This window comes from Actibacterium naphthalenivorans, from assembly GCF_014196965.1.
Taxonomy (GTDB): Bacteria; Pseudomonadota; Alphaproteobacteria; order Rhodobacterales; family Rhodobacteraceae; genus Actibacterium_A; species Actibacterium_A naphthalenivorans.
Genome location: NZ_JACIEQ010000001.1, coordinates 1,670,711 through 1,690,428 on the forward strand (window position 1 = coordinate 1,670,711; position 19,718 = coordinate 1,690,428).

Consider the following 19,718-nt stretch of genomic DNA (forward strand, 5'->3'; position numbering starts at 1 on the left):
GGCTTTTCGTCGGTGACAGGTCGGCGTCCGAAATGTATTGTTCCGCCAAGAGCAGGTTCAGCCGCCCGACAGAGCAGTACCCGACACGATGGCAGGCGTTTCGCACCCCGAAAGCTGGCAAGCCCGGCATTGCCGTTGGATGAACGGCATTCACGCGCGGATCGCCACGATGGCGAAGCCGGCGGCGGCCTTTACCTCGCAGCCGGAGCCGCGCACGATCGGGTCTTTCGCCAAGGGGCGGCAGCTGATCGGCGGCAACTTCCTGTTCGCCGGCTATCTGGTGGAGGCGCCGGGCCGCTCGATCTGGGATCTGCCGATGCCCTCGCCCGCGTTCGAGGAAGAGCTGCACGGTTTCGCATGGCTCGATGATCTGGCCGCGGTCGGTGATGGCCCCGCCCGGATCCGCGCGCAGGGCTGGACGGCGGACTGGATCGCAAGGCACGGGCGCGGGCGCGGCGCCGGCTGGTCGCCCGATCTGACGGGGCGGCGGCTGATCCGCTGGATCAACCACGCGCTGTTCCTGCTGAACGGGCAGAAAAAGGTCGGGTCCGACGCTTATTTCCGCTCGCTCGCGCAGCAGACCATATTCCTGAGCCGGCGCTGGAAGACCGCCGCGCCCGGCCTGCCGCGCTTTGAGGCGCTGACGGGGCTGATCTATGCCGGGCTGGCGCTGGAAGGGATGGAGCGGCACGTTGCCCCCGCCGCAAAGGCATTGGCGCGCGAATGCCGGGAACAGATCGACGCCGAAGGCGGCATTCCCACCCGCAACCCCGAAGAGCTGCTGGAGGTGTTCACATTGCTGACATGGGCCGCCTCGGCCCTGTCGGGCGCGGGCATGATGACGCCGAAGGACCAGTTCGAAGCGATCGAGCGCATCGCGCCCACGCTGCGCGCGCTGCGCCATGCCGATGGCGGGCTGGCGCGGTTTCACGGCGGTGGGCGCGGTGCCGAGGGGCGGCTGGATCAGGCGCTTGCCGCGGCCGGGGTGCGGGCCGTGGCCGCCGCCGGCCGGGCGATGGGCTATGCGCGGCTGTCGGCGGGGCGCACCAGCGTGATCGTCGACGCCGGCCCGCCGCCGGCCGAATCCGCATCGGTGAACGCCCATGCCTCGACCCTGGCGATGGAGCTGACCTCGGGGCGCAGGCCGCTGGTGGTCAGTTGCGGGTCGGGCGCGTCTTTCGGAGCCGAATGGCGGCGCGCGGGGCGGGCGACGCAATCCCATTCCACGCTGGCGATCGAAGGATGCTCCTCGGCCCGGCTGAAGGCCAGGGCGGGGCTGGGCCGGCGCATGACCGAGGTTCTGGTGGATGGCCCGCGCGAGGTCGGGCTGGAACGGCACAGCGGGCCCGACGGGATCAGCCTGGTGGCCTGGCATGACGGCTATGTCCGCAGCCACGGCCTGACCCATGCGCGTCGGCTGGAACTGTCGGCCGACGGCCGGCAGCTTGGCGGCGAAGATACGCTGGGGGTGTTTTCGGACGCGCATCGCAAGACGTTCGACAAGGCGATGGACCGGGCAAAGCTGCAGGGGATCGCCTATGCGCTGCGGTTTCATCTGCACCCGGATGTGGATGCGGCGATCGACATGGGCGGGGCGGCGGTATCGCTCGCGCTCAAAAGCGGCGAGATCTGGGTGTTTCGCCACGATGGGCACGCGGAATTGCGGGTGGAGCCGAGCGTCTATCTTGAAAAAGGCCGGCTGAAGCCGCGCGCGACCCGCCAGATCCTTCTTTCTTCGCGTGTGCTGGACACGGCGACGCAGATCAACTGGACGCTCGCCAAGGCGCAGGATACACCGCAGGGCGTGCGGGACCTGGTTCAGGATGACGATGGCCCGCTGTCTGAGTGAACTGACCAAGGAACCCTTTGCAGATGACCGACCTCGTGCCCATTCGCCGCGCGCTGATTTCCGTTTCCGACAAGACAGGGCTGCTTGATTTCGCGCGCGCGCTTGATGCCCGCGGGGTGAAGCTGTTGTCTACAGGCGGAACGGCGAAGGCGCTGCGCGAGGCGGGGCTGAGCGTGCGTGACGTGGCCGATGTGACCGGCTTTCCCGAAATGATGGACGGGCGGGTCAAGACGCTGCACCCGGCGGTGCATGGCGGGTTGCTGGCCCTGCGCGATGATCAGGAGCATCTGGCCGCGATGGAGGCGCACGGCATCGCGCCGATCGACCTGCTGGTGGTCAACCTTTATCCGTTCGAGGAAACCGTGGCCAAGGGCGCGGCCTATGACGACTGCATCGAGAATATCGATATCGGCGGCCCGGCGATGATCCGCGCGGCGGCCAAGAACCACGCCTTTGTCAACGTGGTGGTGGATGTGGCGGACTATCACGCGCTGCTGGCCGAGCTGGACGCGAATGACGACCGCACCACGCTTGCCTTCCGCCAGCGTCTGGCGCAGGCGGCCTATGCGCGCACGGCGGCCTATGACGCGGCCGTTTCCACCTGGATGGCGGCCGCGATCGGCGAGACGACCCCGCGCCGCCGGGCCTTTGCCGGGACGCTGGCCCAGAGCCTGCGCTATGGCGAGAACCCGCATCAGAAGGCCGCGTTCTATACCGACGGGTCAGCCCGGCCCGGTGTCGCCACCGCGAAGCAGTGGCAGGGCAAGGAACTGTCTTACAACAACATCAACGACACCGACGCTGCGTTCGAGCTGGTGGCGGAATTCGGGGCGGGCTCCGGCCCCGCCTGTGCGATCATCAAACATGCCAACCCCTGCGGTGTGGCGCGCGGCGCGACGCTGGCCGAGGCCTATGGCCGCGCTTTCGATTGTGACCGTACCTCGGCCTTCGGCGGGATCATCGCGCTGAACCAGCCGCTGGACGGCGCGACGGCGGCGGAGATTTCCAACATCTTCACCGAGGTCGTCATCGCCCCCGGCGCCGACGAGGCCGCGCGCGAGATCTTTGCCAAGAAGAAGAACCTGCGCCTGCTGACCACCGATGGCCTGCCCGATCCGTCCGTGGCGTCGCTGGCGTTCAGGCAGGTGTCGGGCGGCTTTCTGGTGCAGGACAAGGACAATGGCGCGATCGGCGCCGCCGATCTGAAGGTGGTGACCAAACGCGCGCCCACCGAGCAGGAGATCGCGGATCTGCTGTTTGCCTGGACCGTGGCCAAGCATGTGAAATCCAACGCCATCGTCTATGTGAAGGATGGCGCCACCGTCGGCGTCGGCGCCGGGCAGATGAGCCGGGTCGACAGTACCCGCATCGCCGCCCGCAAGGCCCAGGACATGGCCGAGGCGCTGGGCCTGGCCGCGCCGCTGACCCAGGGCTCGGTCGTGGCGTCGGATGCGTTCTTCCCCTTCTCCGACGGTTTGCTGACGGCGGCCGAGGCGGGCGCCACGGCGGTTGTCCAGCCCGGCGGATCGGTGCGGGATGAAGAGGTGATCGCGGCGGCGGACGAGGCCGGGCTGGCCATGGTCTTTACCGGCATGCGCCATTTCCGGCACTGATCGGGATGCGCCTTCTTGCCCTTACCGCGCTTCTGGTTTTCGTGGCCGATCAGGCCACGAAATACCTTGTGGTGTTCGGGCTGAACCTGCGCGAGCGGCTGTCAGTCGATGTCTGGCCGCCCTATCTGAACTTTCGCATGGCGTGGAATCAGGGGGTCAATTTCGGCCTGCTTTCCAACAGCGCGGAAATCATGCGCTGGGTGCTGGTGGCGGTCGCGCTGGTGATCTCGGGCTGGGTGATCCGCTGGGCCGCACGCGCCGCGCTGGCACCGGTGGCACAGATCGCGGCGGGGTGCCTTGTGGGGGGCGCGCTGGGCAATGTGGTGGACCGTGTACTTTACGGCGCGGTGGCGGATTTCCTGAACATGTCCTGCTGCGGCTTCGACAATCCCTATTCGTTCAACATCGCCGATATCGCGATCTTCGCCGGGGCGCTCGGGCTGGTGCTTTTCGCCGACGCGAAGAAGACCCCGTGACGCGCCCGCGGCCTTGCGCTAAACAAACCCGAAGACCGGAGAAGGAGGCCTTCATGCGTGCCATGCGCGTTTTCGCAGCAATCCCTCTGGCCACGGTTGTGGCCCTGTCGGGCTGTTCCGGCGGCAAGGAGCCGAGCCTGATGGAAATCCGTTCCTCCAGCTCCACGCCCGATGAATTTGCGATCCTGCCGAACAAGCCGCTGGAGGTTCCGCAAGACCTTGCCGCGCTGCCGCCGCCCACGCCGGGCGGGGCCAACCGGGTGGATCCGACGCCGATCGCCGATGCGGTTCTGGCGCTTGGCGGCAATCCGGCGCGGCTGTCGGGCGCTGAAGTTCCCGGGCGCGAGGCGGCGCTGGTGGCGCAGACCACGCGGTTCGGCATGGATGGCAGCATCCGCCAGACGCTGGCAGCCGAGGATCTGGAGTTTCGCAGCGCGCACAGGGGCCGCCTGCTGGAGCGGCTGGTCGGCACGACGCGTTATTTCAAGGTCTACCGCCCCCAGGCGATCGACCAGGATGCCGAGCTTTCCCGCTGGCGGCGGGCGGGTGTGCGCACGGTTGGCGCGCCGCCGCCACTGGCCGACCAATAGGCGCCTCTCACATCCGCGTTTGCCGGTCTTGAACCGGCGGCGCATCGGCGTAGCTTGGATATATCGTTGATCGGAGTTTGCCATGCCTCGCCTGCCCGGCCTTTTGCTGTTCACCCTTTCCCTTCTGGCCGCGCCCGCGCATGCCGACGAGGTAACGAGCTTTGCCCTCGACAACGGCATGGATGTCGTGGTGATCGAGGATCACCGCGCGCCGGTCGTGGTTCACATGGTGTGGTACAAGGTCGGCGCGGCGGATGAGCCGCCGGGCCGGTCGGGCATCGCCCATTTCACCGAGCATCTGATGTTCAAGGGGACCGACGCCTATCCGGGCAAGGCCGTGTCTGAAATCGTCGAGGCCAACGGCGGCTCCGACAACGCGTTCACATCCTATGACTACACCGCGTATTTTCAGCGCGTCGCGGCCGACCGGCTGGATCTGATGATGGCGCTGGAGGCGGACCGGATGGTCAACCTGACCCTCAGCGAGGCCGACGTGCTGACAGAGCGCGACGTGATTCTGGAAGAGCGCAACCAGCGCACCGAAAACAGCGCCAGCGCCCTGTTCGGCGAACAGCGCAGCGCGGCGCAATATCTGAACCACCCCTACGGCATTCCGATCATCGGCTGGCGGGCCGAGATGGAGACGCTGTCGCGCCAGGACGCGCTGGATTTCTACAAGGCCAACTACACGCCCGACAACGCCATTCTGGTGGTGGCCGGCGATGTAACGCCCGACGCGGTGCGCGCGCTGGCGCAGGAGCGTTACGGGCCGCTGGCCCCCAGCGGCGCGCGGGCCGCCCGCGCCCGCCCGCAGGAGCCGCCGCAACTGGCCGAACGGCGAATCGCCTTTGCCGATCCGCGCGTGGCGCAGCCCTATGTGATCCGCAGCTATCTGGCGCCCGAACGCGATGCGGGCGACCAGGACGAGGCGGCGGCGCTGGTCTATCTGGCCAACCTGCTGGGCGGCGATGGCGCGACATCGCTGCTGGGCCAGAAGCTGCAATTCGAGACCCGGACGGCTGTCTATGCCTCGGCCTTTTACAGCGGAACCTCGCTGGATGACACGACCTTCGGGCTGATCGTGGTGCCCGCCGAGGGGGTCGGCCTGCAGCAGGCCGAAGATGCGATGGACGGGGTTCTCGCCGAGTTTCTCCAAACCGGCGTCGATCCCGAGATGTTCGCGAGCCTGAAGATGCAGCTTCGCGCGTCGAACATCTATGCCAAGGACGATGTCGAGGGGCTGGCCCGGATGTATGGCGAGGCACTGGCCTCGGGCCTGACGGTGCAGGACGTGCAGGACTGGCCCGATGTGCTGGATCAGGTGACGCCCGAGGATGTGATGGCGGCCGCGCATGCGGTGCTTGATCGCAAGAAGGCGGTGACCGGATGGCTGATGCGCGAAGATGTTCCGGAGGTGACCCAATGATCCGCTTTGCATGCGCCTGTATTCTGGCCCTCGTGGCCGCGCTGCCGGTTCGGGCGGCTGTTGATATTCAGGAAGTGACATCCCCGGGCGGCATCGACGCCTGGCTGGTCGAAAGCCACGAAATTCCGTTCGTGGCGCTGGAAATCCGGTTTCAGGGCGGCGCCAGCCTGGACGCGCCGGGCAAGCGCGGGGCGATCAATCTGATGACCGGTCTTCTGGAAGAGGGCGCGGGCGAGATGGACGCGCGGGCCTTTGCCACCGCCCGCGACGCGCTGGCCGCGAGCTTTGAGTTCGACGTCTACAACGATGCGCTGTCGGTTTCGGCGCAGTTCCTGACCGAAAACAGGGCGGCGGCGGTCGATCTTCTGCGCCTTGCGCTGACCGAGCCGCGGTTTGACCAAGACGCGGTGGAGCGTGTGCGCGCGCAGGTCGTTTCAGCGATCCGTTCGGATGCCAAGGATCCCGACAAGATCGCCTCTCACACATTCAACGAACTGGCCTTCGGCGATCATCCCTATGGCACGCCGGTGAATGGGCGCGAGGAGGATGTGACCGCGTTGACCCGCGCCGATGTGATCGAGGCGAAATCGCGTGTCATGACGCGCGACCGGCTGTTCGTCAGCGCGGTGGGCGACATCACCGCGCAGGAGCTTGGCGTGTTGCTGGACGATCTGCTGGCCGGGCTGCCGGAGCGCGGCGCGCCGATGCCCGGCAAGGCCGAATACCGGCTTTCGGGCGGGGTGACGGTGGTGCCTTTCGACACGCCGCAATCGGTTGCCGTGTTCGGGCATGAGGGGATCGACCGGGACGACCCGGATTTCTTTGCCGCCTATGTGCTGAACGGGGTGCTGGGCTCTGGCGGGTTCAGCTCGCGCCTGATGGAAGAGGTGCGCGAAAAGCGCGGGCTGACCTATGGGGTGTATTCCTATCTCTACCCGATGGACCATGCCGCGCTGATGCTGGGGCAGGTGGCCTCGGCCAACAACCGTGTGGCCGAGGCGATCGATGTGATCCGGGCCGAATGGGCCAGTGTCGCGCAGGAGGGCATCACCCAGGCCGAGCTGGACGCGGTGAAGACCTATCTGACCGGCGCCTATCCGCTGCGGTTCGACGGGAACGGGCCGATCGCCAACATCATGGTGGGCATGCAGATGCAGGGTCAGGGCGTGGATTACATCGCCACCCGCAACGACAAGATCAACGCGGTGACGCTGAGCGATATCCGGCGGGTGGCGGCGCGGCTTCTGGATGCCGATGCGCTGCATTTCGTGGTGGTGGGGCAGCCGGTGGGCCTCGAGACGACGAACTGAGCCTGTGGTTGTGGCCGGGGGCTGTCTGCCCCCGGACCCCCGAGGATATTTCCGGAAAGATGAAAGATGCGGGCGACGGGTTTCCGGTGTGAAACGGACATGGGCGAATCGGGCCGGGCCATGCTATGGCTTGTGGTATGAATTCGTATAACCCCAACATAGGCGTTGAGCGGCCGGCAATCCGGCAGCTGGATGAGGCTGCAATCAACCGGATCGCCGCAGGCGAGGTGGTGGAGCGGCCGGCCTCTGCGGTGAAGGAGCTGGTGGAGAACGCGCTGGATGCCGGGGCGCGGCGGGTGGATGTGGCGGTTGCGGCTGGCGGCAAGACGCTGATCCGGGTGGCGGATGACGGGCACGGGATCGCGGCGGCGGATCTGCCGCTGGCCCTGTCGCGCCATGCGACATCGAAGATCGACGGATCTGATCTTTTGAACATTCACAGTTTCGGGTTCCGGGGCGAGGCGCTGCCGTCGCTCGGGGCCGTGGGGCGGCTGAAGATCACGTCGCGCGCGGGGGCGGAAGCCGCGGAGATTTTGGTGGCCGGCGGGCAGATGGGCGCGGTGAAGCCCGCGGCCCTGAACCAGGGCACCGTGGTGGAGTTGCGGGATCTGTTTTTCGCGACGCCGGCGCGGCTGAAGTTTCTGCGTTCGGACCGGGCCGAGATGCAGGCGATTTCCGAGGTGGTGAAGCGGCTGGCGATGGCCGAGCCGTTTGTCAGCTTTACCCTGCGCGACATGTCGGGCGGGGGCGAGGGACGGGTGACGTTTCGCGCCGACGCCGAGACCGGCGATATGTTCGACGCGCTGCACGGGCGCCTGGCGCGGGTGATGGGGGCGGAGTTTGCCGAGAATGCGCTGCGGATCGACGCCGGGCGCGAGGGGCTGCATCTGACCGGCTATGCCGCGTTGCCGACCTATTCGCGCGGCTCTGCGGTGGCGCAGTATCTGTTCGTCAACGGCCGGCCGGTGCGCGACAAGCTGCTGGTGGGCGCGTTGCGCGGGGCCTATGCGGATTTCCTGAGCCGGGATCGGCATCCGGCCGCGGCGCTGTTTCTGGACTGTGACCCGCATCTGGTGGATGTGAATGTGCATCCGGCCAAGGCCGAGGTGCGGTTCCGGGAGCCCGGCGTTGCGCGGGGGCTGATCGTTTCGGCCCTGCGCCATGCGCTGGCCGGGGCGGGGCACAGGGCCTCGAGCACCGTGGCAGGGGCGGTTCTGGGGGCGATGCGGGCCGAACCTGCCGGGCCGGCGCGGGTTTATCAGATGGACCGGCCTTCGCCTGGGGTGCTGGCGGCGAGCCATGCCGCGCAGGCGCCGGGTTTTGCCGAGGCGGCCGTACCATCGGCGCGCGTGGAGGAGCCACTCGTGGAACCGGCGGATCTGCCGCTGGGAGCGGCGCGGGCGCAGGTGCATGAAAACTATGTCATCGCCCAGACATCGGATGGCATCGTGATCGTGGACCAGCACGCCGCGCATGAGCGGCTGGTGTATGAAAAGCTGAAGCGGCAGATGGCCGAGAACGGCGTGGCGGCGCAGGCGCTGCTGATCCCCGAGATCGTCGAGTTGTCCGAGGGCGATTGCGCGCGGTTGCTGGAGGTTGCCGGGGATCTGGCGCGGATTGGGCTGGTGATCGAGCCGTTCGGCGGCGGCGCCGTAGCGGTGCGCGAGACGCCCGCGATTCTGGGCGAGGTGAATGCGCAGGCCATGCTGCGCGACATTCTGGACGAGCTGGATGATCTGGGCGACAGCCAGATGGTGAAGGCGCGGATGGAGGCGATTCTGAGCCGGATGGCCTGTCACGGCTCGATCCGCTCGGGGCGCCGGATGCGCGGCGAAGAGATGAACGCGCTGCTGCGCGAGATGGAGGCCACGCCGCATTCGGGGCAGTGCAACCATGGGCGGCCCACCTATGTGGAGCTGAAGCTGAGCGATATCGAAAGGCTGTTCGGGCGCACATGATCCAGATCGGCGATACGACCTATGTTCTGACTGATCCGCCTGTTCTGGCCGCCTTGGCCGGGGCGGCGGTGCTGTTGCTGGTGCTGATCCTTCTGGTGATGGCGGTGCGCCGGGCCGGGCGTTCGGCGCAGATGAGCGCGCCGCTGATCTATCAGATGGATCAGCTGGGCCGCCATGTGCAGATGCTGTCGGACGGGCAGCAGCAGCTTGCCGGCGGGCTGACCCATGTGTCGGAGGCGCAGGCGGCCAGCCAGACCAATATGCTGCATCTGATGGAGCAGCGCCTGGCCGAGGTCAGCCGGGCGATGGGCGAGAACCTGCAGGGCACGGCAACCCGCACCGCGCGATCCCTGGGTGATCTGCAGCAGCGGCTGGAGACGATCGACAAGGCGCAGGCGAATATCGAGAAACTGTCGGGGGATGTCTTGTCGCTGCAGGACATTCTGTCGAACAAGCAGACCCGCGGCGCATTCGGGGAGATCCAGCTGAACGATATCGTCAGCAAGGCCCTGCCGAAAGACAGCTATACGCTTCAGGCGACGCTTTCGAACGGCAAGCGGGCGGATTGCCTGATCCACCTGCCGAACCCGCCGGGCCCCATCGTGGTGGACAGCAAGTTCCCGCTCGAGGCTTACGAGGCGCTGCGCCGCGCCGATACCAAGTGGGAGCTGAACGAGGCCGCCAAGCTTTTGCGGGCATCGGTCAAGGGGCACATAAAGGCGATCTCCGAGCGTTATATCATCGAGGGTGAGACCGCCGATGGCGCGCTGATGTTCCTGCCGTCCGAGGCGGTGTATGCCGAGCTGCATTCGAACTTCCCCGAACTGGTGCGCGAGGGGTTCGATGCGCGGGTCTGGATCGTGTCGCCCACCACCTGCATGGCCACGCTGCACACGATGCGCGCGATCCTGAAGGATGCACGGATGCGCGAACAGGCCGGCGCGATCCGCAAGACGCTGAAAATGCTGCACCGGGATGTCGAGATCGTGGTGGAGCGTGTAGGCAAGCTGAATACCCATTTCGCGCAGGCCCGCGGCGATCTGGAAGGGATCGGCACCGCGGCCGAGCGCGCGGGTAAACGGGCCGCCAAGCTGGACAATTTCGATTTCGAGGAACTGGCCCCCGAAGAAGACGCCCGCGTGGTGCCCTTGCCGCAGCGCGATTAGGCGGCGGCGGGCCGATCGCGCCGGTTCCCCCTTGTGCATCACGGCAAGACGAAGGACACTTGCCGTCAACTCGGAAGGAGGGGACTCGGATGCTTGAAATTAGCCCCAACAAAGTGGCCCATGTGATCGTGCGTGCCCGCGAAATCGATGCCAAGGTCGGGCGCTGGGACAGCCCCGGCGATGTGGCCGATGCGGATACGATTCTCGAAGCGCGCGCCGGCGATGCGACGGAGAAAGAGCTGCGGGCCTTTATCAACGGCCTCAACGCGGATGAGCAGGCGAGCCTGGTTGCCGTGATGTGGATCGGCCGGGATACGTTTGGTGCCGATGATCTGGAAGAGGCAATCCAGACCGCCCGCGACGAGGCCGATACGCCGACCGCCGATTACCTTCTCGGGGTGCCGCTACTGTCGGACTATCTGGAAAGCGGGCTCGAGGCGCTGAACTATGACGTGACCGATCTGGAAGAGGATCTTTACTGATCCGCGGGCGCCGCGCGCCGTAACGGGCCCGCCCACAGCCAGATGCATCAAGGCCGGTCTTTCGACCGGCCTTTTTACTGGCGCCCTGGCTTGCCTGCCGGGGCTGCGTTAGGACTGAAAGATATAGGTGCCCGGCGCCGCGACCAGCGGCGAAAGCCCTTCGTCCGGGGCGCCCATTGCGGGAGGCGCCACCATCTCGGGGCTGCTCTTTTCACGCAGCCAGTTGCCCCATTCGACCCACCAGGAACCTTCCTTGGGGGGATGCCGCTCGGCCCAGGTATCGGGGTCGAGGTACAGCTTTTCGGGGGTCCGGTGGCCGATGCGGTAATGCCGCCCCCGGTGGCCGGGCTCGCTGAGAATGCCGCCGTTGTGGCCGCCTTTCGTCAGCACGAAGGTCAATTCGCTGTCGGTGAACAGCGTGGTTTTGTAGACCGAGCGCCAGGGGGCGATGTGATCCATCTCTGTGCCGATGATGAAGAAGGGCGCGTTGATGTCTTTCAGCGCGATTACCCGGCCTTCCACAGCGAACCGGCCCGAGGTCAGGCGGTTTTCGAGGAACAGCCCGCGCAGATATTCCGAATGCATCCGGTAGGGCATCCGGGTGGAATCGGAATTCCAGACGGAAATGTCGAACTCTTCTTCGTCCTGGCCCAGCAGGTACCGGCGCACCGCGCGGGTCCAGATCAGGTCTTCGGCCCGCAGGGCGCGGAAGGCGCCCGCCATCTGTTCCTGATCCAGATAGCCCTGATCCCACATCATGTCTTCCAGAAAGGCCAGCTGGCTTTCGTCGAGAAACAGCATCAGCTCGCCGGCCTCGGTGAAATCGGTCTGCGCGGCAAGAAGCGTGACAGAGGCGAGCCGATCATCATTGTCGCGCGCCATCGTGGCCGCCGCGATCGACAGGATCGTGCCGCCGAGGCAATAGCCGCAGGCATGGATCTTGGTGCCCGGGAAGATCTTTGAAATCGCGTCGAGGGCGGCCATCACGCCCAGCCTGCGATAATCGTCGAGCGAAAGATCACGCTCGTCGGCAGAGGGGTTGTGCCAGGAAATGGTGAAAACCGTAAAGCCCTGGCTGACAAGATAGCGGATCAGCGAATTTTCGGGGCTGAGATCGAGGATATAGTATTTCATGATCCAGGCCGGCACGATCAGGATCGGCTCCGCCTGCACCTTGTCCGTCTGCGGGCTGTACTGGATCAGCTCGCACAGCTCGTTGCGATAGATCACCTGTCCCGGCGTGCAGGCCAGGTTCCGCCCGACCTCATATTCGGCGGACGGTTCCGCCCGGGTGTGGGTGAACTGGCGCATGATGTCATCGGCGAAATGGCGGGAGCCTTCATAGAGGTTCATGCCCCCTGTCTCCATCGTCTTCGCCAGGATTTCCGGATTCAGGAAGGGCGAGTTTGACGGCGACATCACGTCGAGCATCTGCCGGGTTATGAACCCGACGCGGTCTGTGCTCCGGCGGCGGGTGCCGCGCACCTCTTCGGTGGCCGTATCCCACCAATCCTGCGAGGCCAGGAAATATTGCTTGAACAGGCTGAAGGGCGGTTTTTGCCAGCCTTCATGGTCGAACCGGCGATCGCCGGGCTTCGGTTCGAAAGGCGGCCTGTTCTCGATGGTGCTGGTCAGGCCGGTTGCGTGCAGGAAAAGCTTGATCAAATTCTGTTGAGCGCGCTCGGCCAGTTCAATCTGACGGCCCGGTGCGCGTGACAGGTGCAGCATGAAATCGCTGAAGGCCGCGCCCGCCGCATTGGGGGAAACGCCATTGGTCAGCCGCGCCGTGAGCGCCCGGCTGGCCCGGTCGAGCGTTTCATAGGAATGTTGATGCGACCGGTGCCCGTTGGGCGGGGCGGAAGCAGGCTCGATAATGGCGGGAACATTGGGCGTGCCGGCCCTGGTCGTGGGCGTTTGCGCGGTTTCCGAGGATTTGGGAGCAGTCATCAGGCCCTCATGGCATCGCTGAACGTTGCGGGTTTCATACTATGACACGATAGATATGTCAGATTTTCGAAGCCCCCACCTTGAGATGGCGCAAATTGTGGGGGCCTTTGCCGCACGTTGAACAGAAAAAAGGCCGCCCCGGGATACGGGACGGCCTTTTTTCAGCTTTTCTGCTTGCTCAGCCCTGACGGGCTTTGAAGCGGGGCTGCGTCTTGTTAATCACATAGACGCGGCCCTTGCGGCGCACGATGCGGCAGTCGCGGTGACGCTGCTTCAGCGAGCGGAGCGAGTTCCTGACCTTCATGGGTCTTCTCCTCAATCGCGGCGCGGCGTGCGCCTAGGTTACATTGCTGCCTGAACGGCAGAGAATTCATGGTGGGCGGTACTGGGATCGAACCAGTGGCCACTACGATGTCAACGTAGTGCTCTACCGCTGAGCTAACCGCCCATGACCGCCCGATCCCGCCTGTCCCAAACAAATAGGACGCGGAGGGGCCGCGTCGGTTCGCAGGTCTATAAAAGGAGTCGGAAAATGGTTCAAGGGCTTTTGGCAACTTCGTAAATGTCGTTATACAGATGGGGAAGAGGGAGCGTAAATGCCGAAACCGCCGTTCAAACTCTTGCTGCCAGGGACCCGCACGACCAGCGTCGTGTTTTCCTCGCCGCACAGCGGGCGGGATTACCCTTGGGCTTTTCTGCGAAAGTCGGTGCTTGACGAGATGGCCGTGCGCTCGTCCGAGGATGCCTTTGTCGATCTGCTTTTCGCGGATGCACCCACGCTCGGGGCGCCGTTGCTGGCGGCAACGGTGCCGCGCGCCTATGTCGATCTGAACCGCAGCGCCGACGAACTGGACCCGGCGTTGATCGAAGGGGTGCGCAAGACGGCGCATAACCCGCGCATCAGCTCTGGCCTGGGGGTGATTCCCCGCGTCGTGGCCAACGGCCGGGCGATTCAGTCCGGCAAGATCTCGCTGCACGAGGCCCGCGCGCGGCTGGATACGCACTGGCACCCTTATCATGCGCGGCTGCAGGCGCTGCTGGATGAAAGCCATGCTGCGTTTGGCGAGGCGATTCTGATCGACTGTCATTCGATGCCGCATGAGGCGATCGACAGCATCACCCGCATCGGCCATCCGCGCCCCGAGGTTGTTCTGGGCGATCGTTTCGGCGCGGCGGCGCATCGCGACATCATCGAACGAATCGAAGCGGCCTTTGTGAGCGCGGGGCTGAAGGTGGGCCGCAATGCGCCTTTCGCCGGGGCCTACATCACGCAGCACTATGGCCTGCCTTCGCGCGGGCAGCACGCCGTGCAGATCGAGATTGACCGGTCGCTTTACATGAATGAACAGATGATCCGGCCCAACGGTAATTTTCACGGTTTCCGGAGGCTGCTGGCCGGTGTCATGGCCGAGATCGCCGACATCGGCCGGGGCGACGAATTGCCGATGGCCGCCGAATAGGCGCTAGCGCAGGGCGCGCCCTTTCACGATCGCATCGCTGCCGAACTTGCGGCGAATTTCATCGGTCGCGCGTTCGGCGCCTGCCCGTTTTCCGGCAAGCGGGTCCAGCAGATCGCCCGACAGATCGGCCGTGTCGGCGGGGTGCAGATCCGACAGGCCGACGCCCAGCAGGCGATAGGGGCCCTGATCGCCCACCTGATCGAACAGATCGCGCGCGGTGCGGTACAGGCGGTCGGCCATCTGGGTGGCGTCATGCAGCGATACGCGGCGGGTGATCAGGCTGTGATTGGCGCGCTTCAGCTTCAGCACCACCACGCGCCCGGCCTTGCCCTTGGCCTTGGCGCGGTCGGCCACCTTTTCGGACATCCGCCACAGATGCCCGTCCAGAATGTCGGGGTCCGAGGTGTCTTCGAAAAACGTGGTTTCGTTGGAGATGCTTTTCATCGGGGCGTTGGCGGAGACGCGGCGGTGATCTTCGCCCCGGGCCAGATGCCACAGCCGCTCGCCGAAGCTGCCGAAACGCGCCTCCAGATCGCGCTGCTCCCACCGGCGCAGATCGGCGAAGGTGCGGATGCCCGCGCGTTCCAGCGATACCTGCGCCGCCGCGCCCACGCCCCAGATCATGCGGACGGGTCTGGGGGCGAGAAAATCCAGCGTCTCCGCCCGGCCGATCACCGAAAATCCGCGCGGCTTGTCCAGATCAGAGGCGAGCTTGGCCAGAAACTTGTTATGGCTGAGCCCGATGGAGCCGGAAAGCCGCAGCTCTGTCTCCATCCGCTTGACCAGCCGGGCCAGCATCACCGCAGGCGGCATCCCGTGCAGCTTTTCGGTGCCTGTCATGTCAAGAAACGCCTCGTCCAGCGACAGCGGTTCGATGGCCGGCGTCATCTCGTCCATCATCGCGCGGATCTCGCGCGAGGCGGCGGCATAGACATCGCCGCGCGGCTTGATCACGACCGCCTCGGGGCAAAGCTTCAGCGCCTGGAACATCGGCATCGCCGAGCGCACACCCTTGATCCGGGCGATGTAACAGGCGGTGGACACCACGCCGCGCCGACCGCCGCCGATGATCACCGGCTTGTCGGCCAGCACGGGGTTGTCGCGCTTTTCGACGCTGGCATAGAAGGCGTCGCAATCCATATGCGCGATCGACAGATCGAACAGCTCGGGATGCGCGATGACCCGCGGGCCGCGGCAGGAAGGGCAGCGCGGCATGTGTTCAAAAACGGCAAGGCAATCGCGGCACAGGGCTTGCATCGGGGGATCCGGGTAAGACGCAGGTTACAGATATACCCGGCATGGCACCGGCAAAAGGGATTTCGTTTTGGCCTTGGGCCGGGCATAGTCGCGGCGCGTAAATTTGGGAATTTCGGATTATGGACACTACTTCGGTGATTGGCGATCTGCTGGGCGGAAACATCGTGCTGTTGCTTCTGGCAGGTTTCATCATCCTTTGCATCGTGCTGGGCGTGCGGATCGTGCCGCAATCCGAAAAGCATGTGGTCGAACGTTTCGGGCGGCTGCGTGCGGTGCTGGGGCCGGGGATCAACCTGATCGTGCCGTTCCTGGATCGGGTGGCGCATCGGATTTCGATCCTCGAACGCCAGCTTCCCACCGCCAGCCAGGATGCCATCACCTCTGACAACGTGCTGGTGCAGGTGGATACCAGCGTGTTCTACCGGATCACCGAGCCGGAAAAAACCGTGTATCGCATCCGCGATGTGGATGGGGCGATCGCCACCACGGTGGCCGGCATCGTGCGGGCAGAGATCGGCAAGATGGAACTGGACGAGGTGCAATCGAACCGCTCCAACCTGATCTCGACGATCAAGGCCTCGGTCGAGGATGCGGTGGATGATTGGGGCATAGAGGTAACGCGGGCCGAGATCCTGGATGTGAACCTTGATCAGCAGACGCGGGACGCGATGCTGCAGCAGCTCAACGCCGAACGCGCGCGCCGCGCCCAGGTGACAGAGGCCGAGGGGCGCAAGCGGGCGGTTGAGCTGGCCGCCGACGCACAGCTTTACGCCGCCGAGCAGGAGGCAAAGGCGCGGCGCATCACCGCCGAGGCAGAGGCTTTCGCGACAGAGGTCGTGGCCAGGGCGATCGCCGATCACGGGATCGAGGCGGCGCAATATCAGGTGGCGCTGAAACAGGTCGAGGCGTTGACCGCCGTGGGCCAGGGCGCGGGCAAGCAGACGATCGTGGTGCCCGCCCACGCGCTGGAGGCATTCGGCGACGCGTTCAACATGCTCAAGGGGCGCGGCTGATGTGGGCGCTGTGGTGGGTCTGGCTGGCCGGGGCGGTGGTGCTGGCCATTCTGGAGGTTCTGGCGCCGGGCTATGTGTTTCTGGGCTTCGCCATCGGCGCGGCGGTGACGGGCGTGATGCTGGCGCTTGGCGTCACGCCCTCGGGGCCGGTGCTGGCGGTGATCTTCGCGCTGGTATCGCTGGCGGGCTGGCTGATCATGCGCAGGCTGTTCGGGCTGAAGGGCGGTCAGGTGAAAACCTTCGACCACGACATCAACGAAAACTAGGTATCCGCGGCCACTGCCTCGCGCCGCCTGTCATAGGCCTGGCGCGCCGCGCGCACCGCGGTCTGGTTTTCGACGGCCCACTGGCGCATGATCTCGACCCGTTCGATCAGGCTGAAGCCCAGGGTGGTCAGTGAATATTCGACTTGCGGCGGGGTCAGGGGCAGTACCCTGCGGTTGACGAGCCCGTCGCGTTCCAGATGGCGCAGGGTTACCGACAGCATCCGTTGCGAAATCCCGTCGACGACGCGGCGCAGCGCGTTGAACCTGCAGGGCCCGCGCGACAGCTCCAGCATCACCAGAAGGCTCCAGGCATCGCCCATCCGGTCGAGCACGTCGCGGATCGGGCAATCCAGATCGGTATTGGCGTTGACGCGTGGCATGGTGGTTCCCTTTTAGTAACCATGAGACTGAACAATGCGTATTCCGGCGAAATTCAATCATCCGTATCTGGTTACTTATCGTAACTTAATTCGGAGGCAAGACTGATGAAGCTTTTTCTGATTGGCGCCAGCGGAATGATCGGATCGCGGATCCTGGCAGAGGCCGTTTCGCGCGGGCACGAGGTGATTGCGGGTGGTCGGTCGCCAGCGAAGATCGCCACCGGCGCGGGCATTACGCCGGTTGCCATCGACGCAACCGATGCCGCGTCGCTCGCCCCTTTTGCCGCGCAGGCGGACGTCATCCTTTCGGCGACCTCGCCACGGTTTTCCGGCGATGGGATCGCCGATGCCACGGCGCTGGGCAAGGCGCTGATCGCGGCCGCGACCGTGGCCGGAAAGCGGGTGGTCGTCGTGGGCGGCGCCGGTACGCTGAACCTGCCCGACGGAACCCCGGTGTTGAACGTCCTTCCGCCCGAGATCGTGCCCGAGGCCACCGGTATGAAAGCTGTGCGCGATATGCTTGCCGAAAGCGGGCTGGACTGGGCGTTCTTCGCCCCCGCCGCCATGATCCAGCCGGGCGCACGCACCGGCAGCTTTCGGCTGGGTGGCACGGTTCTGGTCAGCGATGCCGACGGCAACAGCGCGATCAGCGCCGAAGACTATGCGGTCGCCTTGATGGATGAGGTAGAGACGCCGAAACACACCGGTCAGGTGTTTACCATCGGTTACTGATCAACCCCGGTTGGGTCGCTGCGCCTGGGGCGAGGTAAGTTCCGCCCGCAGCGCCAGCGCAGCGGCGCGCGGATCTTCGGCACGCCAGACGGGGCGGCCCACCACGATGTGATCGGCCCCGTCGGCGATGGCCTGCGCCGGGGTCGCCACGCGTTTCTGATCGCCCAGATCGGCGCCCGCCGGACGCACGCCGGGGGTGATGATCAGCCGGCCCTCGGCCTGCGGCAGCGCCCGGATCAGCGCCGCCTCGTGCGGCGATGCGATCAGCCCGTCGGCGCCGGCCTCCAGCGCGATGGCGGCGCGTTCCAGCACGATGTCGCGCAGCTCGCCGGGCTTGATCAGATTGGCGTCCAGATCGGCGCGGTCCATCGAGGTCAGGATCGTCACCGCCAGAATTTTCGTGGCCGATCCGCCCTTGCCCTCGGCGGCGGCGCGCACCACGTGCGGGTCGCCATGCACGGTCAGGAAATCCAGATCGAACCGCGCCAGCCCGCGCACCGCCGCCTCGACCGTGGCGGCGATGTCAAACAGCTTCATGTCCAGAAAGATGCGCTTGCCGTGCTCGTCCTTCAGCTCGCGCGCCAGGGCCAGCCCGCCGCCTGTCAGCATCCCCAGCCCGATCTTGTAGAACGACACGGCATCGCCGATCCGGTCGGCCAGCTCGAGCCCGGCATGGGCATCGGGCACGTCAAGCGCAACGATCAGGCGGTCATCGGCAGGGGGCTGGGTCATCGGCGGTCTCCGTTCCGGGGCTTCGATAGCGGGACAAAGGCGAAATGGCAAATCTTTCACATTCGCGTTTTCACGGGATTGCGAGTGCAAGTTCATTCGCCGGGGCACGGCACGGGTTCGATACTGCGCGGGGGGCCGGTGTTCAACGATGCGGTCCGCCACACCTGCTTTCATAAAGAATTGGAGAAGACCATGTTCCAACACATTCCCCGCCGCGCCGGCGCATTCGGCGCTCTGGCGTTGACTGGCGCCGCGTTCGGTGCGCCGGCTTTCGCCACCACGCTGGAGATTTCCGTGACCAACACAGCCGCTTCGGGCGGTTTTTCGATCACGCCGCTGTTCGCCGCCTTCCATGATGGTTCGTACGACGCGTTCAATCTGGGCACCTCGGCCAGCGCCGCGGTCGAAGCGCTCGCCGAGGTCGGGGATGCGGCAGGGGTGACGGCCGAGCTTGCCGCTGCGGATGCCAAGGCGCAAAGCGTGGTGATCGCCGGAACCGAAACCGGCCCGCCCACGATCGACCCGGGCGAAACCGCCTCCCGGCAGGTCACGCTGGATCCGTCCGGCAACCGTTACCTGAGCTTCCTGTCGATGCTGGTGCCATCGAATGACACGTTTCTGGGCACGGACGATCCGCGAGCGTTCGATCTGTTCGGCGCGGGCGGAGTATTCGCCGGGGATTTCACCATCGATGTCACCGCGAGCTATCTCTACGACGCCGGAACAGAGGTGAACGATCCGGCAAACGGCGCGGCATTTATCCTGGGTCAGGTGGGTACCGATGGCGCGGTCGAGGGGGGAACCGTGCAGCGGGCCTCGACCCTGTCGGCCTTTGCCGGGCTGGAAACGCCGCTTGGCCTGCTGGATGACGGGTTGATCGATTTCACCTCCGAGCCGGGCGCGTTCTCGGTGGCTTCGATATCTATCCGCGAAGTGCCGCCGGCGCCGGTGCCACTGCCTGCCACGGCGCTGCTGGGGATTGGCGGTCTGGCCGCACTTGGCGCGGTGCGCGGCCGCAGGCGCGCGGCCCGGCCCTGATTGCACAGGGGGGCGGGCACTGC

19 protein-coding genes and 1 tRNA gene are annotated in these 19,718 nt (G+C 65.7%); 14 read left to right on the forward strand and 6 right to left on the reverse strand.

The features are described 5' to 3' along the window. The first annotated feature begins 88 nt into the window (after nt 1–88). The 9 genes from GGR17_RS08240 (at nt 89) to GGR17_RS08280 (ending at nt 10,870) form a co-directional block, all read left to right on the forward strand. A complete protein-coding gene (locus GGR17_RS08240) occupies nt 89–1,849 on the forward strand; it encodes a heparinase II/III family protein (protein ID WP_054540102.1) in 1,761 nt (586 codons plus the stop codon). Nucleotides 1,850–1,872: 23 nt separating this feature from the next. Further along, the gene (purH, locus tag GGR17_RS08245) at nt 1,873–3,462 is read left to right on the forward strand and encodes a bifunctional phosphoribosylaminoimidazolecarboxamide formyltransferase/IMP cyclohydrolase (RefSeq protein ID WP_054540101.1); all 1,590 of its coding nucleotides are present in this window, start codon (nt 1,873–1,875) and stop codon (nt 3,460–3,462) included. Between the two features lie 5 nt (nt 3,463–3,467). Next, on the forward strand, nt 3,468–3,938 hold the full coding sequence (gene lspA / locus GGR17_RS08250; RefSeq protein ID WP_054540100.1) for a signal peptidase II: 471 nt from the start codon (nt 3,468–3,470) through the stop codon (nt 3,936–3,938). Between the two features lie 53 nt (nt 3,939–3,991). Beyond that, complete coding sequence (locus GGR17_RS08255; RefSeq protein ID WP_054540099.1) at nt 3,992–4,528, forward strand: DUF3035 domain-containing protein; 537 nt, start codon at nt 3,992–3,994, stop codon at nt 4,526–4,528. Nucleotides 4,529–4,610: 82 nt separating this feature from the next. After that, nucleotides 4,611–5,954: a M16 family metallopeptidase gene (locus tag GGR17_RS08260; protein ID WP_054540098.1), complete on the forward strand. Its 1,344-nt coding sequence runs from the start codon at nt 4,611–4,613 to the stop codon at nt 5,952–5,954. After that, nucleotides 5,951–7,264: a M16 family metallopeptidase gene (locus tag GGR17_RS08265; protein ID WP_173585971.1), complete on the forward strand. Its 1,314-nt coding sequence runs from the start codon at nt 5,951–5,953 to the stop codon at nt 7,262–7,264. Before GGR17_RS08260 ends, GGR17_RS08265 begins: the two co-directional genes overlap by 4 nt. Before the next feature lie 137 nt (nt 7,265–7,401). Further along, nucleotides 7,402–9,222, forward strand: coding sequence for a DNA mismatch repair endonuclease MutL (gene mutL / locus GGR17_RS08270; protein ID WP_054540097.1), 1,821 nt, complete (start codon nt 7,402–7,404; stop codon nt 9,220–9,222). Continuing rightward, nucleotides 9,219–10,388: a DNA recombination protein RmuC gene (locus GGR17_RS08275; protein ID WP_054540096.1), complete on the forward strand. Its 1,170-nt coding sequence runs from the start codon at nt 9,219–9,221 to the stop codon at nt 10,386–10,388. Before mutL ends, GGR17_RS08275 begins: the two co-directional genes overlap by 4 nt. Before the next feature lie 89 nt (nt 10,389–10,477). Next, a complete protein-coding gene (locus GGR17_RS08280) occupies nt 10,478–10,870 on the forward strand; it encodes a DUF3775 domain-containing protein (protein WP_037210502.1) in 393 nt (130 codons plus the stop codon). A 108-nt stretch (nt 10,871–10,978) separates the two neighbouring features. Here GGR17_RS08280 and GGR17_RS08285 read toward each other — a convergent pair whose 3' ends face one another. From GGR17_RS08285 to GGR17_RS08295, 3 genes are all read right to left on the reverse strand, one after another. Next, complete coding sequence (locus GGR17_RS08285) at nt 10,979–12,817, reverse strand: PHA/PHB synthase family protein (RefSeq protein WP_054540095.1); 1,839 nt, start codon at nt 12,815–12,817, stop codon at nt 10,979–10,981. 178 nt (nt 12,818–12,995) lie between these two features. Then, entirely contained in the window at nt 12,996–13,121 is a 126-nt protein-coding gene (gene ykgO, locus GGR17_RS08290) for a type B 50S ribosomal protein L36 (protein ID WP_037210500.1), read from the reverse strand. A gap of 69 nt (nt 13,122–13,190) precedes the next feature. Continuing rightward, nucleotides 13,191–13,265, reverse strand: a tRNA-Val gene (locus GGR17_RS08295). A 148-nt stretch (nt 13,266–13,413) separates the two neighbouring features. On the opposite strand from GGR17_RS08295, the gene GGR17_RS08300 reads away from it, so the two are divergent. After that, nucleotides 13,414–14,277: an N-formylglutamate amidohydrolase gene (locus tag GGR17_RS08300; protein ID WP_054540094.1), complete on the forward strand. Its 864-nt coding sequence runs from the start codon at nt 13,414–13,416 to the stop codon at nt 14,275–14,277. Nucleotides 14,278–14,280: 3 nt separating this feature from the next. Here the strand turns inward: GGR17_RS08300 and GGR17_RS08305 are convergent, their stop codons facing one another. After that, a complete protein-coding gene (locus GGR17_RS08305; RefSeq protein ID WP_054540093.1) occupies nt 14,281–15,534 on the reverse strand; it encodes a DNA polymerase IV in 1,254 nt (417 codons plus the stop codon). A gap of 119 nt (nt 15,535–15,653) precedes the next feature. Between GGR17_RS08305 and GGR17_RS08310 the strand changes: the two genes are divergently transcribed. Both GGR17_RS08310 and GGR17_RS08315 read left to right on the forward strand, forming a co-directional pair. Then, on the forward strand, nt 15,654–16,547 hold the full coding sequence (locus GGR17_RS08310; protein ID WP_037210492.1) for an SPFH domain-containing protein: 894 nt from the start codon (nt 15,654–15,656) through the stop codon (nt 16,545–16,547). After that, on the forward strand, nt 16,547–16,813 hold the full coding sequence (locus GGR17_RS08315; protein WP_081940272.1) for an NfeD family protein: 267 nt from the start codon (nt 16,547–16,549) through the stop codon (nt 16,811–16,813). Before GGR17_RS08310 ends, GGR17_RS08315 begins: the two co-directional genes overlap by 1 nt. Here the strand turns inward: GGR17_RS08315 and GGR17_RS08320 are convergent. Beyond that, entirely contained in the window at nt 16,810–17,193 is a 384-nt protein-coding gene (locus GGR17_RS08320) for a winged helix-turn-helix transcriptional regulator (RefSeq protein ID WP_054540092.1), read from the reverse strand. The genes GGR17_RS08315 and GGR17_RS08320 overlap by 4 nt on opposite strands. A gap of 105 nt (nt 17,194–17,298) precedes the next feature. On the opposite strand from GGR17_RS08320, the gene GGR17_RS08325 reads away from it, so the two are divergent. After that, a complete protein-coding gene (locus tag GGR17_RS08325) occupies nt 17,299–17,925 on the forward strand; it encodes an NAD(P)-dependent oxidoreductase (RefSeq protein ID WP_054540091.1) in 627 nt (208 codons plus the stop codon). Here the strand turns inward: GGR17_RS08325 and pyrF are convergent, their stop codons facing one another. Beyond that, a complete protein-coding gene (pyrF, locus tag GGR17_RS08330; protein ID WP_054540090.1) occupies nt 17,926–18,657 on the reverse strand; it encodes an orotidine-5'-phosphate decarboxylase in 732 nt (243 codons plus the stop codon). It abuts the gene before it with no gap. Nucleotides 18,658–18,849: 192 nt separating this feature from the next. Between pyrF and GGR17_RS08335 the strand changes: the two genes are divergently transcribed. Further along, the gene (locus GGR17_RS08335; RefSeq protein WP_162231838.1) at nt 18,850–19,695 is read left to right on the forward strand and encodes a spondin domain-containing protein; all 846 of its coding nucleotides are present in this window, start codon (nt 18,850–18,852) and stop codon (nt 19,693–19,695) included. Nucleotides 19,696–19,718 lie beyond the last annotated feature (23 nt).

Coding starts and splice junctions, on each gene's coding strand:
- GGR17_RS08320 (WP_054540092.1), bottom strand. CDS start 17,193: ATGCCACGCGTCAACGCCAATACCGATCTGGATTGCCCGATCCGCGAC.
- GGR17_RS08285 (WP_054540095.1), bottom strand. CDS start 12,817: ATGACTGCTCCCAAATCCTCGGAAACCGCGCAAACGCCCACGACCAGG.
- GGR17_RS08325 (WP_054540091.1), top strand. CDS start 17,299: ATGAAGCTTTTTCTGATTGGCGCCAGCGGAATGATCGGATCGCGGATC.
- GGR17_RS08240 (WP_054540102.1), top strand. CDS start 89: ATGGCAGGCGTTTCGCACCCCGAAAGCTGGCAAGCCCGGCATTGCCGT.
- mutL (WP_054540097.1), top strand. CDS start 7,402: ATGAATTCGTATAACCCCAACATAGGCGTTGAGCGGCCGGCAATCCGG.
- GGR17_RS08310 (WP_037210492.1), top strand. CDS start 15,654: ATGGACACTACTTCGGTGATTGGCGATCTGCTGGGCGGAAACATCGTG.
- GGR17_RS08265 (WP_173585971.1), top strand. CDS start 5,951: ATGATCCGCTTTGCATGCGCCTGTATTCTGGCCCTCGTGGCCGCGCTG.
- GGR17_RS08335 (WP_162231838.1), top strand. CDS start 18,850: ATGTTCCAACACATTCCCCGCCGCGCCGGCGCATTCGGCGCTCTGGCG.
- GGR17_RS08300 (WP_054540094.1), top strand. CDS start 13,414: ATGCCGAAACCGCCGTTCAAACTCTTGCTGCCAGGGACCCGCACGACC.
- GGR17_RS08305 (WP_054540093.1), bottom strand. CDS start 15,534: ATGCAAGCCCTGTGCCGCGATTGCCTTGCCGTTTTTGAACACATGCCG.
- GGR17_RS08280 (WP_037210502.1), top strand. CDS start 10,478: ATGCTTGAAATTAGCCCCAACAAAGTGGCCCATGTGATCGTGCGTGCC.
- GGR17_RS08315 (WP_081940272.1), top strand. CDS start 16,547: ATGTGGGCGCTGTGGTGGGTCTGGCTGGCCGGGGCGGTGGTGCTGGCC.
- GGR17_RS08275 (WP_054540096.1), top strand. CDS start 9,219: ATGATCCAGATCGGCGATACGACCTATGTTCTGACTGATCCGCCTGTT.
- purH (WP_054540101.1), top strand. CDS start 1,873: ATGACCGACCTCGTGCCCATTCGCCGCGCGCTGATTTCCGTTTCCGAC.
- GGR17_RS08260 (WP_054540098.1), top strand. CDS start 4,611: ATGCCTCGCCTGCCCGGCCTTTTGCTGTTCACCCTTTCCCTTCTGGCC.
- lspA (WP_054540100.1), top strand. CDS start 3,468: ATGCGCCTTCTTGCCCTTACCGCGCTTCTGGTTTTCGTGGCCGATCAG.
- ykgO (WP_037210500.1), bottom strand. CDS start 13,121: ATGAAGGTCAGGAACTCGCTCCGCTCGCTGAAGCAGCGTCACCGCGAC.
- GGR17_RS08255 (WP_054540099.1), top strand. CDS start 3,992: ATGCGTGCCATGCGCGTTTTCGCAGCAATCCCTCTGGCCACGGTTGTG.
- pyrF (WP_054540090.1), bottom strand. CDS start 18,657: ATGACCCAGCCCCCTGCCGATGACCGCCTGATCGTTGCGCTTGACGTG.